This window comes from Pedobacter jamesrossensis (genome assembly GCF_042650905.1).
Lineage (GTDB): Bacteria > Bacteroidota > Bacteroidia > Sphingobacteriales > Sphingobacteriaceae > Pedobacter > Pedobacter jamesrossensis.
Genome location: NZ_JBHSBY010000116.1, coordinates 1 through 17144, shown reverse-complemented (window position 1 = coordinate 17144; position 17144 = coordinate 1). Strand labels below are relative to the sequence as shown.

Annotated in this window: 12 protein-coding genes; 4 read left to right on the top strand and 8 right to left on the bottom strand. The window is 34.7% G+C overall.

The window, feature by feature from the left end; all coding sequences use genetic code 11:
* Entirely contained in the window at nt 1-1248 is a 1248-nt protein-coding gene (locus ACFOUY_RS12070) for an efflux RND transporter periplasmic adaptor subunit (protein WP_378960936.1), read from the bottom strand.
* 177 nt (nt 1249-1425) lie between these two features.
* Here ACFOUY_RS12070 and ACFOUY_RS12065 point away from each other — a divergent pair, with 177 nt between their 5' ends.
* From ACFOUY_RS12065 to ACFOUY_RS12050, 4 genes are all read left to right on the top strand, one after another.
* Complete coding sequence (locus ACFOUY_RS12065) at nt 1426-1608, top strand: hypothetical protein (RefSeq protein ID WP_378960935.1); 183 nt, start codon at nt 1426-1428, stop codon at nt 1606-1608.
* 24 nt (nt 1609-1632) lie between these two features.
* Complete coding sequence (locus ACFOUY_RS12060) at nt 1633-1830, top strand: hypothetical protein (RefSeq protein WP_378960933.1); 198 nt, start codon at nt 1633-1635, stop codon at nt 1828-1830.
* 73 nt (nt 1831-1903) lie between these two features.
* On the top strand, nt 1904-2539 hold the full coding sequence (locus tag ACFOUY_RS12055) for an HAD family hydrolase (protein WP_378960932.1): 636 nt from the start codon (nt 1904-1906) through the stop codon (nt 2537-2539).
* A gap of 7 nt (nt 2540-2546) precedes the next feature.
* Nucleotides 2547-2867: an Mpo1-like protein gene (locus ACFOUY_RS12050; protein ID WP_378960930.1), complete on the top strand. Its 321-nt coding sequence runs from the start codon at nt 2547-2549 to the stop codon at nt 2865-2867.
* A gap of 153 nt (nt 2868-3020) precedes the next feature.
* Here the strand turns inward: ACFOUY_RS12050 and ACFOUY_RS12045 are convergent, their stop codons facing one another.
* The 7 genes from ACFOUY_RS12045 to ACFOUY_RS12015 form a co-directional block, all read right to left on the bottom strand.
* Nucleotides 3021-4622, bottom strand: coding sequence for an amidohydrolase family protein (locus tag ACFOUY_RS12045; protein ID WP_378960929.1), 1602 nt, complete (start codon nt 4620-4622; stop codon nt 3021-3023).
* Between the two features lie 8 nt (nt 4623-4630).
* The gene (locus ACFOUY_RS12040; protein WP_378960928.1) at nt 4631-7525 is read right to left on the bottom strand and encodes a tetratricopeptide repeat protein; all 2895 of its coding nucleotides are present in this window, start codon (nt 7523-7525) and stop codon (nt 4631-4633) included.
* 3 nt (nt 7526-7528) lie between these two features.
* The gene (locus ACFOUY_RS12035; protein ID WP_378960927.1) at nt 7529-9163 is read right to left on the bottom strand and encodes a S10 family peptidase; all 1635 of its coding nucleotides are present in this window, start codon (nt 9161-9163) and stop codon (nt 7529-7531) included.
* Between the two features lie 8 nt (nt 9164-9171).
* A complete protein-coding gene (locus tag ACFOUY_RS12030; RefSeq protein WP_378960926.1) occupies nt 9172-10698 on the bottom strand; it encodes a S10 family peptidase in 1527 nt (508 codons plus the stop codon).
* Between the two features lie 31 nt (nt 10699-10729).
* Nucleotides 10730-12253, bottom strand: a complete 1524-nt coding sequence (locus ACFOUY_RS12025; protein ID WP_378960925.1) for a SusD/RagB family nutrient-binding outer membrane lipoprotein — start codon at nt 12251-12253, stop codon at nt 10730-10732.
* Between the two features lie 33 nt (nt 12254-12286).
* Nucleotides 12287-15415, bottom strand: coding sequence for a SusC/RagA family TonB-linked outer membrane protein (locus tag ACFOUY_RS12020; protein ID WP_378960923.1), 3129 nt, complete (start codon nt 15413-15415; stop codon nt 12287-12289).
* Between the two features lie 230 nt (nt 15416-15645).
* A complete protein-coding gene (locus ACFOUY_RS12015; protein WP_378960922.1) occupies nt 15646-16536 on the bottom strand; it encodes an AraC family transcriptional regulator in 891 nt (296 codons plus the stop codon).
* Between the last annotated feature and the right edge of the window lie 608 nt (nt 16537-17144).

The following is a 17144-nucleotide window of genomic DNA, read 5'->3' as shown; positions in this document are numbered from 1 at the left end:
TTAATTACTTATTGCTACTGTTTTCGAGTTTTTATAATCACCCATATCTGATGTTATGATTTCATCTCTAGCTTTTAATCCACTTAAAATTTCTACATAATCGAAATTGCTTAAACCTGTTTTAACAGTTCTTCGCTCTGCAATACCATTTTTCAGAACGAAAATTTCTTGCGAATTTGAGCCGTTAAATGCAGGCCCATTGGTAACCCTTAAAACACCATTTCTGGTATCAGTAACTAAAAAAACATCAACCTTTTGGTTCGGTCTTAGTTCCTTGCTATCCTTTTGATTTAATTGAATATCAAAAGACACAATTGCATTACTTACTGCCGGAGAAATATTTACAATAGAACCGCGAAGTTGAGTATCTCCGATTCGGATAATTGCAGTCATATTATTATGAATCTTATCCAAAAGATTATCAGACATGCTTCCTGCAATCTTAAAACCACTTAAATCGGCTATTCTAGCTAGTGCATCACCTTCATGCACACTAGAACCAATATTTTTGTTTACCCAGGTAATCACACCAGGTCTTGTTGCAATTACATCGGCTAAATCTAGCTTTCGCTTTAAACCATCTAAATCATTTTTTTGAATTGCTAAAGCTATTTCTGCCTCTCTAATCTCTATTTTCATTGTTTGCTGTTTACTTTTAATTTCATTTTCTAGCTGAAGTTTTTCAAGCTCGGCAACCTTTAAATCAAGCTCAGCACGCTCAACATCTTCTTTTGTTCCCCCACCCGCTTTAAGTAATCGCTTTGCTGATGAAACCACATCTTTAAGATTACTAATTCGCAACTGCTTAATACTGTTATTTGATTTGATATCGAAGAAGCTCTTTTCTAAATCCAATTTCAGCTTACGAATTTCATTTTCTTTAGATTCCATTTGAAACTGAAGTTTTCCATAATCTGTTTGACTTACAGATTTATCGAGGGCTAAGATAGATTGACCTTTATTTACCTTGTTGCCAGCATCCATTAAAACATTTTTTATTGATGCACTAATCGGGCTAGTTAATACTTCTTCAAATTCTGGTAAAACTTCTCCGGTTGCGTTTATGGTATTCTCAATAATTCCAATTTCTACTTTGGCAGTTGTAATATCTGAATTTGTTAATGCTGGTTTAAAATAAAACCTCACAAACCAAATGCTTGCTGCTACTAAAACTATGCTTATAAAAATTATGAGATAAGTCTTCTTCTTTTTTTTTGCAGAAACTTCTTCTTCAATGAGTTTGTCCATTTAAATATTTTACATCAGTCATTACAAGGCAAATGCCACATTTAAATCACTAAATATCAATCATTTAACAAAAACACAAAGTATATAAATGCCCGATATCGAACGTTATGTTTGATAGCGGGCAGCGCAATCAGACGTGAAGAAGATATTTATAGGCAATAAGCTTAACTTTACAAAATGAAAAGACTGAATAGCGATACGACTACTGAAGAATTGCAAGATGTTAAAAAAGGAGATTTAGTAACGGATACTTTTAGCAAGACAGGTTTGGTAGAAAGTATCGAGATTACAGATGATGCCTTGTACAGAACTTACGAATTTCATTTGGTAACTGGACGTGTAATTACGGTAAAAAAATAAAATTTATTAATTTACATTTATGTAATGGTTATTTCAATTAATAAGAACACACCAACATCAGATTTATTAGAAATAAAAGTTGGTTCGATAGTAAGTAATGGCACTTTTAATGGTCGAGTTAAAGATGTTAAAATTACAGATACGGATGAGTTTTGGTTATTCATTTTTTTTCTGGAAGAGGGTGGCCAAATCGAGATTAGAAAAATTAAGAACATTTGCTAAAAACTATAAAATATTTTCAAAATGGTTTAAAGAATCATTTTATTAAAGATATTTGCAGCAAATTGAAAACTTTATGCAGCATTACAAAAACATCATTTTTGATTACGGAAACGTTATTTTCGATATAGATTTTAGAATTGCTCAGGCATCTTTCCAAAAATTAGGTGTAACTGATATTGAAATTTTTTTTGCGCATAAAGGTCATAATCAATTATTTGATGATTTAGAAACCGCAACAATTTCGCCCGCAGAATTTAGAGCTGGAATTAGAGTCGCGGCAAATAAGCCCGAACTTACCGATGCCCAAATTGATGATGCCTGGAACAGCTTATTAATAGGTACAATACAGGGAAACCATGATTTACTTTTAAAAGTTAAAGAAAAGTACCGTACATTTTTGCTGAGTAACAACAACGAAATTCATTACGACTGGATTATTAATTATTTGAAAACAACTTTCAAGATCAATAATTATGATGATTATTTTGAAAAAGCATATTTCTCTCAGCATATGAAATTGCGCAAACCAAACACCAATATTTTCGAACAGGTTCTAAAGGAAAATAATTTAAATCCTGCCGAAACTTTGTTTATTGATGATAGTCCGCAGCATATTGAAGGCGCTAAAAAAGTAGGTTTAAACACCTTGTTAATGACAGAAAAGCCTGCAAATTTGGAATCATTTTTAAAGGTAAACGGAATTATATAATTGTTTTATGGCAGAAAAAGAGTTCAAATCGTTAAAGGAATTTTATCCTTATTATTTAACTGAACATATTAATACAACTTCGAGGGTATTACATTTTATTGGAACAGGTTTAGTTGCATTAGCTTTTATTACGGGTTTTTTATTTCACGATTGGCGATTTTTTCTTGCCATGCCAGTTGTTGGTTATGGTTTTGCCTGGGTTGGGCATTACTTTTTCGAAAAAAATAAGCCCGCCACTTTTAAGTATCCGGGCTATAGTTTGGTAAGTGATTTTATTTTGTTTTACGATTTGCTTACTGGCAAACAGAGATTTGTAGTAAAAAAGTAACTCACCAAGCTAAAAGCAATGTTGGTTTTTAAACCCGATTGCCGCGGGATCCCTCAATTTTTCATTGGGGATATAGCATAAAGCGGGGCTGCTTAACCCAAAAAATTACCGAGCTTTCGTTTTCAAACAAATATAAATGATAATCTATTTTCTTTATTTAACACCTGGCTGTTTTATTGAATAACCTGTTTTAGCTTTTTCTGCTCTAACCATCTCTTTAACCTCTTCTAAAAGTTTTTTAGCATCGTAAACAATACCATCTTTTATGGTGTACTTAACGCCGCCAGCTCTTACCACTTCGTTATTTGCGTTTAGCTTGATAGCACCTGTACCGTAAAGAACCTGTAAATTTGCTAACGGATTTTCGGCTACAATAACGAAATCTGCTAACTTTCCAATCTCTACACTACCTAAATCTTTAGCTACGCCTAACGCTTCGGCGCCATTTAATGTTGCGGCTTTAATAACTTCTAACGGGTGAAAACCAGATTCTCTTAAAAGTTCCATTTCTCTTACATACGAAAAGCCAAATAATTGATAAATAAAACCTGCATCTGTACCAACCGTTACTCTACCACCCCGGTTTTTATATTCGTTTATAAATTTCATCCAGAGTTGATAATTTTCTTTCCAATCCACTTCCTGCTCTGTTCCCCAAGAGTGCCAGTACGAGCCGTGCGAATTCCAACTTGGACTGTAAAAATCCCATAATTTGGGCATCGTATAATCTGCGTGCCATTCTGCTGTTCTTGCCCTCATTAAGTCGCGATTTGCCTCGTAAATATCCATTGTTGGGGTTAGAGTGAAATTTAAGGCAATTAATTCGTTCATTACTTTATTCCATTTTTCTGAATATGGTGCCGCAGCTTGTTTCCATAAGGTGCCTGCTTCTCCGAAACGATCTTGTTCGTTTTGATAATTATAGTCGTTAGAATAATGTTGAATTGTACGATCGGTAAACATGGCTTCGGGCAATCCGTACCAATGCTCTAAAGAGGTTAAGCCTGCTTTTGCACTATTCATTGCATTCCACCTACCTACATCTGTTTGGGCGTGATGCGCCATTGCCCTTAATCCGAGTTTTTTATTTTCATCTATCGCGGCAGCAATAATATCTGGTGCTACACCAAAAAATTTTATCCCATCAGAACCTTTTTTAGCATTTTCTTTTACCCAATTTCTTGCCTGTTCGGTTGTCGATATAGGTGTTTTACTTCCCTGACCAAATACAGTGTAAGCATAAATTCTTGGGGCAGTTATTTCATTTTTAGCACTTTTGGCTTTCTCATCAAGGGTCCAATCGATGCCATTCATGCTTCCAGGTTCGCGAATTGTTGTAATTCCGTGAGCCATCCACAATTTAAAAACATAATCGGCATCGGTTCCTTTATTTGCACCACCAATATGCGCATGCATATCAATAAAACCCGGCATTAAAAACATACCTTCGGCATTTAACTCTTTGCCACCAGCAATTAATTTTGGCCTTCTAGCTGCATTAATTGGTTGATTTGGAGTACCAACAACAGAGATTTGGGCAATTCGATTGTTTTCTACCACAATATCTACAGGACCAAGCGGAGGAGAACCTGTACTGTTTATTAACGTTACACCTCTAATAATTAATTGCGAATATGGCCCATCTCCTTCCTTTCTAGGTTCGGCTTTTTTCACGCCATTTTGTTGTCCAAAAACCAAACTCGTAAAACAAACAAATGCGATTAGCAGGTTTATATTCTTAAAAAATCTCATCATCTATATTGTCAATTAAATAATTTACCAGGTTGAATTTTCAATGCAGCTCTTTTATTACGCAGCTCGGTTACCTTATTTGTATTATTTAATGTTTGATAATGGTCTACCAAAATTTTATACACATTGAACTGATATGGATTATGCTGCAAAACTTGCTCGTACATTAATAAGGCTTGCTGCTTATTTCCTTCACTTTCGAAAACTTTGCCCTTGGTGTAATCTAAATCTGCTTGCAGAAAGGGATCTGATTTAACCATTACCCCATTAAGTAATTTTGCGGCTTCTTCATTACTTTTTATAGATGATAATAAACGAACCAATCTTAGTTTATCTGCATCTCTTAATTGTGTGGTTTTCGATTTTACCAAGCCCATATAGTAGCCAACACTATCAACTTGATTTACTGATGCGTAAAATTCTGCCAAGCGCAAATTATAATCCGCTCTATCATTGCCAGAAGCAGCTAAAATTCTTTGGGCTTGTTTAATGGTTTCAATAGCCGTTTTGTAATCGCCATGAATTGCCAGAGCATCAGCATACAAGTTTCTATACTCATAATTTTGTGGTTTTTGAGCAACTAGATTTTTCAAAACATCAATTGCTTCTCCATAACCAATTGCTGCTTTTAAAGATGCTGAAAATGCTTTAGCATCATCTCTTCTATCCCTTAAATAAGTTGAGACTGTAGCTCCGTTTTTATCATACTCATCGGCAGCTTCAATAGCCTCTGGAAGCATTGCATTCTTTTTATACATTTCTCTTAAAAGAATGTTTACCCGAGCTAATTCCTGATAATCATCTTCAAGTTTGTAAGATTTTTTTAATTGCTCTGCTTGTTGCTTAATAGCGGTTTCATCATCTATAAGTTTATTTAACTGTTTTGCGGCAATTAAATCGGCATATGCTGCATACGTTGGAGCATAATTAGCATTAATATTTTCTGCCTTTTTCAACCAGTTTTCTGCAGCTTCAAAATTCTTTTTATTGGTATTTATTTTTGCATAAGCTAAAATTGCTGGTAAGTATTTATCATCAAAAGTTAAGGCGGTATCTAAATATTTTGCGGCCAAATCTGCATTACTCATTCTGGCTCTATTACTTAAATTAAGATAAATATTGGCCCAGTTACTAGCCATAGCACTTTTATCACCACTTAAATAAGCTCTTTCTTTTTTAACCAACTGATCTAAAAACTTATACATTTCCGGATCTTTTGATTTTAAATCAGCTGTAGTATTCATCGATTTAAAATCTAATGGATGTACTTTTACAGGCTCAAAAAATGCAGGATAAGTTTGTGCGAAATATTCGCTTTCGTTATTCTGAGAATAATAATCGAGTGTTCTACCCTCTTTCATTGCGTTATAATAGAGCGATCTGATTTTACGACTTTCTTCGTCGGTAAGCACTCGCCCATGAAACAGATGTACATATTCATGCAAAATCACATTGCGTTCTAAATATGCACCCCGTTCAACATACTCAATAGCCGCAGCGCCGCTTCCAACACCTCTAATATCCATCCATTGCCTGTTATCAAATGTTGTATTAGTTCTGAAGCTTGGCGAACTCATCACAGTTGCCAAATCCAGATGTAAAGGCGGGATTCTAAAAACATTATCTCCTTTTGATAAGAAAGGAAAATAAACAACAGAGGTAAATAATTGATTCCAAACCATCGCTTTAGCTATTTCGCCAGGATAATAAGATACATCAGGGAAAACCCTTGTAAAATTTTCCATGTCGGTTATTTTAGTTGTATTTAACCGGTTTGTTATCGAATCATACATAGTTAAATAAGGAATGCGCTTAGATTTTATAACTGCTGATAAACCATTATGAGCTGGGCCGTAATGCTTTTTTAAGGCTAAAATCTGTCTGAAAATTTTTTCGGCAGAATCTAAACGAACTTTCCTGTTCATATCAAAGGCTGCATAATAAAGTGAACCACGATGAAGTTTTGGAATTATAGAATTTGGATATTTTTTTTCTACAGTACGGGTATAATCTATCGCTTCCTGAACTTTATTTGCCTTGAATAATTCATCTGCAGTCTTTAAAGCCCTACGAACCTCATCATCGTCCTTTTCCGCATAATCGGCATAAGTTAAATTAGTATGTCCGTTACCCCAATGCCAGTGTGTTGGAAAATGTAATGGATTAACCGCTAACGCAATTTCCCATTGAGCAGCCATTGCATTTAATTGCGTAGCATCTACCCTTCTCCAAATGGCATAACCGTAACTAAATCTAGCATCAGCATTAAATGGGTTAATTTCTAAGGATTTTTTTAGGGGAGCTTCTGCTAGCTGAGGTTGTTGATCCCAAAAATAAACATCGGCTTCTAATTGAAAGGCTTGGGCATTTCTTGAATCGGCTTTTTGAACTTCTTTTGCCAGGGCTAATGCTTTAACATAATCTTTTTGAAGTAATTTTATTTTACCAAGCATCAGTTTCAATTCATTTGATGGATTGGTTTTTAAAGCATTTTCGCAGATTTGAGCAGCCTGAGGTAATTTCCATGCCTGCATCTGGAGATAAGCATTTAGCAATATTACTTTCGGATTTTTAGGCTGAAGCTTGTTTAGTTCACCAACAATTAGCTCTGCTGATTTGAAATTATTATTCAGCAACAGATAATCTACTTCCAGCATCTTGCGTTCAAAAGAACCTTGCTTTAACTTATTCATTTCAAGCAAAGCTTTATCCCACATACCCAATTCAAACATCTTTTCTATTACTGGCGCCTTGTTAGGCTTGGCAATATCGACCAATAATTGTTTGCGTGACTGCTCTAATTTTGTTAGAGCCAGTGTGGTATTATCTGGATCGATAGTTTGAGCCGAAACTTGAATAGCACAAACTATTGCTAAAAATCCGAAAGAAAATATTTTTTTTCTCATGTGTTATTTACTTTTTACAACCGCAGAATTTATCTCTTTAGTAACTTCATCATAAAGTTTGTCTGCATCAATCTTTGTTTGAACTAATGAAGGTTTGTGAATGTAAATCATGTGGCCCGCTTCATAATAAGTAAAGTTTACATTTTTACGCTGTTCAGGTCTCAGCCCCATTGTATTAAATGTGTACTCTGCAGCAAAATAAGGTGTTGCCAAATCGTAATATCCGCATAGCACCCAAACTTTTAAGTGAGGATTGTTTGACATTGCTGATCTTAAATCTTCTGCCACATTTAAATATCGGTTCTGAACGTTGTTATAATTCCATGGATTTACTCTTCCGCCTAAAATCTCATAAGGTAAATCATTTTTATATTTTAATTCTGCCCTTACATAATGGTTAATTGCCGCACTATATGGCCCCGAAATTGTGCCTGTATTACTGGGATCGAATTCTGGAGCAACTCCAACATCATTATAATCTCTTCCGGTAAAGCGACTATCAAGCCTTCCAACGGTTAAACCTTCGGTTCTGCGGAGTTCTTTATCAAACTTATGAATATCAATTCGAAGGTTTGTTTGACGAATATATTCTTTACTCAAACCAGTATAACGACTTAATTTATTCACTATATTTTCGTAATCAGAAACCGTTAATTCAGAACCTTTTAACAAAGCAATATTATATTCTTCTATCGCAAAGTCTTCAACTTCTTTTAAAAACGACTTCAAATCTTTTTGCTGTAAATCTGCTGGTAATTTTTTATGATACCATGCAGTTGCAGCATAAGTTGGCAGAAATAGTGGGAAAGGATAGTCGTTACCAATATCAAATCTTGCAGTTTGCATATTTAAAATAGAGCTGATTAAAATTATGCCATTCAAGTAAAATTTGTGCCTACTTTGCAAATAATCAGATAAGCCAGCAGCTCTTGTTGTTCCATAACTTTCGCCAGCTAAAAATTTAGGCGAATTCCATCTTTCATACTTAGAACTAAAAAGCTGGATGGCATCGCCCATGCTTTGCAAATCTTCTACATATCCATGAAATTGCTTATCGTTTTCTCCTGTTACCGCCCGGCTATAACCCGTAGTAACCGGATCTAAGAATACTAAATCAGTTTTATCCAACCAAGAATACTCATTATTAACGTAACTATAAGGTGGAGGCAAAACATCACCTTTATCTGTCATTACTACACGCTTTGGCCCTAAAAGCCCCATGTGCAACCATACAGATGAAGAACCCGGACCTCCGTTGAAAGTATAAGTAATTGGTCTTTTACCTTTATCACTAACGCCATCTTTGGTATAGGCAGTAAAAAATATGTTTGCCTTTGGTTTACCATCTTCATTTTTTAACTGAAGATAGCCTGTTGTAGCGGTATAATTAATTAACTGCCCTTTTATAGTTACACTATGTTTTGTGATTACAGGTGGTGGAATATTTGGTGAATTAGATACAATATAACCCGTTGGATCTACTGGTAAAGCTACTGCCGGAGTTTTGGAATCTGTTGGGGGGATTACAGCCGCCTGGCTTTGTTGCTGGCGACCGCCCGGTTGGGCGATAGAATTTATTGCCAGAAATGTTAATACTACTGCGATAGCAACACATTTTTTATATTTTATATATGTCATATCCATAACTATTTAATTTCTTTTAAGGTTTTAGCATAAAATGAGTCTGCATCAATTTTCATTTGTTTTAAAGATGGCATATGGATGTAAATCATGTGCCCGGCTTCGTAATAAGTAAAATCGATATTTTTTTGCTGTTCTGGCCTTAAGCCCATGTGATTAATTACATATTTTGAAGCAAAATAAGGAGTAGCAAAATCGTAATAACCACCTAAAACCCAAACTTTAAGTGTTGGACTAACTGACATTGCTTTTCTTAAAGATTCAGCAACATTTAAATACTTATTTTGAACATTACTATAATTCCATCGGCCAATTCCACCACCCAGAGTATAATAGGTTAAATCGTTTGTGTAGTTTAACTCTTTGCCCAAATAATTTAATAATCCATGGGTATATGGCCCAGAAATTGTTCCCGTGTTGCTCGGATCATATTCTGTGGATGATCCTGTATCATTATAATCAATACCTGTAAATCTTGAATCTAAACGACCTACCGTTTTACCCTCATTACGCAGTAGTTCTTTATTATACTGCGCCAAGTTTATTCGCAGATTTGTCTGCCTGATAAATGTTTCTGATAAGCCGGTATATTTAGCCAATTTAGTTACAACCGCATCGTATTGTGCCTTAGGTAATTTATCACCTTTCATTAAAGCGGTTGCGTATTCTGTAATTGCAAATTGCTCTACTTCTTTTGTAAGTGCTTTAATATCTTTTGCTTGATATTCGGGACTCAGCTTTTTATAGTACCATGATGTTGATGCATAACTTGGCAGATACAAAGGATAAGGTAAATCGTTTCCTACTACAAATTGAATGGTTTGAAAATTTAAGACTGCCGAAATTAATACAATACCGTTTACATACATTTTGTATGCACTTTGCAAATATTCTGATAATCCTGATGCCCTGGTTGTACCATAACTTTCGCCAGCCAAAAATTTAGGAGAACCCCATCTTTTATTTTTTGAAGTATAAACTTTTATGAACTCTCCTACCGATTGAATATCTTCTACATAACCTTGAAATTCTGCTTTATCTACACCGGGCGCTGCCCTCGAAAATCCGGTTCCGACAGGATCTATAAAAACTAAATCAGTTTGATCTAACCAAGAAAATTCGTTTTCAGTGTAAGAATAAGGTGCAGTTAAGGCATCACCTTTTTCTGACATTACAATTCGTTTTGGCCCGATTACGCCCATGTGCAACCATATTGAAGCAGATCCTGGCCCTCCGTTAAATGTATAGGTAATTGGTCTTTTATCAAAATCGCCAACATTATCTTTTGTATAAGCAACGAAGAAAATATTCGCCCTAAGCTTACCATCTTCAGATTTCATTGGCATATAACCTGTTGTTGCTGTATAACTAACAGCTTTACCATTAATTGTAACAGAACCCTTTGTTTTTACAACTCCATCGGCATTTTTAATAATTTCCTGAGCAGCCGGAATAGCTGCATCAGGATCTTTTTTCTGAGCAAATGCAAATTGCATACTCAAAGACAGGAGAAAAATTAATATTATTTTCATTCTACATTTTTTTATAAATACTAAAAACCAATTACGGACGAGTATCCCAGAATACTCTTCCAAGCATATCTGGTCTGGCTGGAACATTAGGATTACTATTTCGCTCTAATTGAGGATAAACTAGCGTTCTCGGGATTTTATCGTAAACTGCTACAGAAATTGGCAGAGCGGTAATGTTGGGATAACCCGTTCTTCTCCAATCGCTCCAAGGCTCCATTACAACTCCGAAATTAGCAATGTATTTTTCGGTAATAATCTGTTCTAACTTTTGAGCGTTCGTTCCAGCCAAAGTTCCGTTTGCAGTAATATAAGTTGTAATGTTAGCAGAAGCTACGCCAGCATCTTCCATAGAAGCTCTTATACCTGCTTGATAAAATGTCTGGGCATCGCCAGCGCTCCCTAAGTTTAAAGCAGCTTCGGCACGAATAAAATTGTACTCGGCAAAAGTTAACAATCTCGAAGGTCCATCTCCACTCCAGGTAATAGAATTATCTGTAACCGTACCATCGCTGTTTACAACAACGGTGTTTAGGGTTGCTGCCCCTTTTAAGAAAGTATTTAATCTCGAATAAGCAACTGTAGCTGCTTCAGTAGCATTTCCTCCTTTGTAAGTTGCTGGTGATGAATTGTATGGAAATGGTACGAAATAAGAAGGTCTTCTAGGATCTGCCTTGCCATTCATCATATCAACAATTGTTTTATTAGGGAAAAATGCATTTCTAAATTGTCCACCTTCGATACTAACATTAGGATTTCTTCGGCCAGCTTCTGTAGAAAACTTCATAATAAAGTTATCTGCATTCGACGTCATAAATTGTGCTCCACTACCTATTAACGCATTAATTTTTGAACTTGCAAATGCCGGATCTTTTGCCGTGTAATGTAGGTAAATACGCAACTTAAGAGTATTTCCAAAGCGAATCCATTGTTGTTTTACCGTATTCCAGCTATCACCCGGGTAAATTGTGGTATTCTTTGTTGGACTCAATACAGAAGTAGTGCTATTAACATCGGCAATACCTTCATCAATTAAACGAATTAAATCTGTATAAATATCCTCAGCCTTATCAAACTTTGGAGTTACATTATCTAAAAACTTCCCAGATTCTGAATATGGAATATCGCCCCAAGCATCAACAGTTATTTGAAAAGTATAGGCTTTTAAAAGCTTAGCAACACCTGCATAATGTGGGCTGCCACCTTCTTTGGCAAGCGGTATTAATTTTTCTATATCGGCTAAAATACCAGAATAAATATTTGTCCATTGGTTATTTACATCAGAATTATTGATATTATACCTTTCATATAGTTTAAAGGTTTCTGATAAATTAGTTGTGTTACCGGTAAACTGTTGCATAATAAGCCCGCTATAACGGTACAAATCACTTGAACCAATATAGCCAATTCCTACTGTTACAGATGGCAATAATTGGTCGATTGGTGCCACAGTTATATTATTCGGGCTTTCGTTTACATCATAAAACTTCTTACACGATTGAAACGTAGAGACCAGCATTATAATCCCTGCGCAAGCTATAATTTTATTGATTTTCATAATTATATATCTTGAATTTCTTAATCTGATTAATTAAAAAGTAGCTCTTAAAGTTGCACCATATACTTTAGATACTGGAGTTATACCAAACTCTAAACCTCTGGCATTAGAAATACCCAATAAGTTTTGCTCTGGATCTAAATCTGGGAAATTAGGCGCATAGGTCCATAAATTTCTGCCATAAATAGATAGTTGCAGTTTACTTACAAATTTGCTTTTAGCTAACAATGCTTTCGGAAAATCATAAGTAAAAGTTGCTTCTCTTAACTTTAAGAAAGTAGCATCTAATACATAACCTTCCCATGCAACATACTTACCCGCTAAACCCCAGTAATCCTGCGCTGTAACATAAGTTGTATTTGGCGTACCATCGGCTAATACACCTGGGAATAAATAAGGTTTAGAAACCGTTCCATCTGCATTAAACCTATCAAATTCTGCGGTTTCGGCGGCAACACCGTTAATGCGTAAATCGCCGATTGTACGCGATAATAAATCGCCTTTATATTTAAAATCAAATAAGAAAGAGAAGCTAAATGCTTTGTATTTGAATGAATTTGTTAAACCTGCTGTAAATTTAGCATTCGGATTACCGACAACTCCAACATCGTTTGTTGCTTGTGGCAAACCGTTAGCTTTAATAATCATTTGACCTTGCGCATCGCGAAGGTAACGGTTAGAATAAATTAAACCATACTCCTGACCAGCAACAGCCTGAATATTGGGAGAAGTGAAACCACCTAAAGAGATTAAATCAACTCCTGGCGCCAGTTCTTTAACAATTGATTTAAATTTGGTGAAGTTTAACGAAGCTTCCCAGGTAAAATTATCAGTTTTAACTGGTACACCACTTAATAAAAACTCTAAACCTTTGGTTGATAATTTACCTGCATTGGCTACCTTGCTGGTAAAACCAGATGAACGTGCAACAGGAACATCAAAAATCAAATTTCTAGAATCGCGTTGATAAACGGAGAAATCTAAAGTTAAACGATTGTTAAACATGGCTAGGTCTGTACCTAACTCAAATTCTCTAGTAAACTCTGGCAGTAGTAATGGATTACCTGCACCATTTGAATACGTAAAACCAGCTAAGCCATTAAAAGGAAAGTTTACAGCGGTAGAACTAAAACCATCTGCAGAACCTGCTATACCATAATAAGTTCCTGTTTCGTAAGGCGAGCCCCCTTTGCCAACTTCTCCTCCATTTACTCTAATTTTTAAGGAATTTAAGGTCTTACTTTTTAAACTCGGCCAAGCCTCGGTTGGTACAAAACTTACTGCAACTGCCGGATAAAAAATAGATCTGTTTTCTGGAATTAGAGTAGAAGAATAGTCGTTACGTGCTTTAACGTTTACATTTAGCCAAGATTTATACTGAACAGATAAATCGCCGAAATAACCCATTAAACGGTTTTTACTATAAGAATCGGTAGAATTAAAAGTTGTAAAATTACTTAAGTTTATAAAACCTGGAATGGTTATAGAACGACCAGTTGTAGAAAGATTATTGGTATAATTCGAAATGATTTCATTACCAATCGTCATCGATAAATTAAAATCGCCATAGGTTTTATTACCAGTTAAAGTAAAATAGCTATTTAAATTACGCCTCATGTTACGCGTTTGAATTAAACCACCAGCGCCTCCAGAACTTGTGTTGGCATTACTACGAACACCTTTATCATCAAAGCCGGTATTTATTATGCTGTATACATCAGCCCCAACTTTTAAATCTGCTTGCAACCAGGTTGTAAAATCGTATTTTAAATTAAGGTTACCGTAGAAACGATTTAACTCTTCTGTGCGTTTAATATGATCAATGGACCAATAAGGATGCTCTTCTGATGTAGAATGCCAGATTTGATTTCCAGCAGCATCGGTAACTGGCAACCCTTGAATATCGTAAGAACGTGGAGTATAAATTGCTCTCCATAATGGGTTTGCGCCTTGATTACCCGCTTGTGTACGATCTGAAATATTACTTACATAAGAAAATGAAGTACTGATTTTAAACTTATCGGTAATATTTGTACCTGCATTTACAGTTAAGTTATTTCTATACAATTTATTTCCTGGAACCAAAGCATTAGTTGTGCTATTACCATAAGAAACACGATAATTGAATTTATCTGATGCGCCAGAGAAGTTAAGGTTATTATCAAATCCTAACGAATTTTGTAGAATATCTCTAACATTATCTGGATAGGCTTGTAACGGAACTTGCTGCCCAATTATATTCGTAACTTGCTGTCCGGCAATTCTAGGACCCCAAGAAGTAGAACGGGCTGTCCACCCAAAAGGATTTGCAACGGTTCCATATATCCCATTTGTACCTTGAGCGTAGTCGTTTTGAAATTCAGGAAATATATTTATCGACCCAATATTAGCACTTGATGTGAAAGAAACCTGAGTTTTTGTGCCTAACTTACCTTTCTTTGTTGTAATTAATATTACGCCAGAAGCAGCTCTAGAACCATATAAAACGGTTGCCGCTGCCCCTTTTAAAACACTCATCGTTTCGATATCTTCTGGATTTATGTCTGAACCACGACTTGACGTTGATGAACCTGCATTAACAGAATTTCCACCTCCGCCATTATCAATAGGGACACCATCGATTACGTATAATGGCTGATTGCTTCTTGTAATAGATGAAAAACCCCTAATTGTTATATTAGAACTATTAAAAGCACCACCAGAACCAGATACCTGAACCCCGGCAACTTTTCCAGCCAAGGCGTTTGATACATCAGGCGTAGGTGCTTGTGTTAGTTTTTCAGCTGTTACGGTGCTTACTCCATATCCTATGGTTTTTTTATCTCTCTGAATACCAAAGGAAGTAATGACCACATCATCTAACGATTTAGCTTCATCTTCCATAGCAACTTGAAAGAGTGTTTTATCCCCAACATTAATTTTTTGAGTGATATAGCCAACAGAGCTAAAAACTAAGATTGCATTTTTTGGAACAGTAAGCGAAAATTGACCTTTTGAATCTGAGGTCATTCCAATCGAAGTACCTTCCACCTTAATTGAAATACCAGGTATCGGTAACTTATCATTCTTTCCGGTTACTGTTCCACTAATTTTTCTATCCTGTGCATAAGAGACAGCATAAACAGAAATTAGCAAGAAAAAGAGAAGTAAGACTTTTTTCATAATTTGTTTAGTTTGATTTAGTTGAATTGATAAATAATGAAGCTTTTAAGACCTCAACTCATCGAGTAAACAAATTTATATTCGAGAAAAAAGATAATTTGAGCGTTATTGTCGTTTAGTTATCAAAAATTATCCATTACTATTTTAAACATTAACAATAACGCTACAATTCATCATCAAATAGGTATTTTAAGGATAAAAAAAACAAAAATCCACAAATATTACTTTGTCTAACCTACGTTTGGCAAGCTATAAGATTCATGCTTAAACCTGTATAACCTCAAATAATCTTTAGGAGACATTCTTGTTATTTTTTTAAAAACCCTGTTAAAAGTAATTACACTATTAAATCCTGTTGCATAGGCAATATCATATAGGTGTACAAAATCAGAGTTAATTATCTTTTTGCAAGCCTCATTAATTCTAACTTCATTTAAGAAGTTGTAATAGGTTTTTTGCGTATGTTTTTTATAAAACTTGCAAAATGAATGCAAAGTTATACAGGCAATAGAAGCTACTTTTTCTAAACTAATATCCTCAGCATAATGTTCCAAAGTATATTGATGAACCTCATTTAATCTAAAATTTTCGGTCTCTGGTATGTTGTGTTTAATAAAACCAGTTGATAAAGATTTAAATTCACCAATGTTTTTTTCACAACATTGAAATATTTTTATCAGATTAATTAATCTATCAAGGCCATTAATATTTTTAATATTCAGAATATACTCAGATATTAAAAAGCTCTGTTTCGAAGGAACCTGTAGCCCTTTGGAACTATTCTCGATTATTCTCTTAACACCATTCATCTCAGGTAAATTTAATAAATGAGTTAATTTTTGAAGGTCGAAAAACAAATGTACGGCATGAACTTCTTCTAAATCTCCATTACATTTTGAATTAAAAATATGCGGCTGATTTGGCCCAATAAAGTAAATATCTCCAGCTTTAAATAACTGATTGTAATTTCCAACAATAACATTCCCTTCTCCTTTTAAAATAAGCGTTATCTGATATTCTTTATGATAATGCAAATAGTTATAAAATTTAGGCAATAAATCTTCCTGAACAATTATTGAAGTATCGGAAGTTGATTGTAACACAAAGTTTATGGCTTTCATGGCAATAGATTTTGTTATAATAAAAAACACAATTACGCTCGAAAATTATTTTAACTCATGCTTAAACATCAGTTAATTATAAATAGTGATTACTCACTCTTTTTAAAACAAAACCTTGCTTTTATAATATTTAAATGCTGCTTTGCTTAAAATTCTTGGGATGAATTTCTTTTTTCGGGATGTTAGGTTTGGTAGTTTAGTTACAATCATAATGCTTAGTTTAGAGGTATAAATAAGCAAATAAGAAGTGTACAAAATTAAATTAGATGTATTAATATCTAATTTGAACATTAATTATCTCAAAGATAATGTGTCATAATGTATCAAAATTACTGGTTAATTAATTCTAATGCAAAATTATCTTTAACATAATTAAATTTCGACTTATATGCTTTGCAATCATTAGTTATTCCGGTTCTAATGTTGTTTCCAATTTATTAATTTATATTAAGCTTTGCGGTATATAACAAGAATTTTATAAAAAAAGGGACTACCGATTAGTAATCCAGGGTCAACGCACTTAAATTTGGTTAAACACTTGCAATAGATACTGATTGTCCCATCCAGCCTTGAGTCTTTTAGTTACTAGAGAGCCCTTGGATGGATCT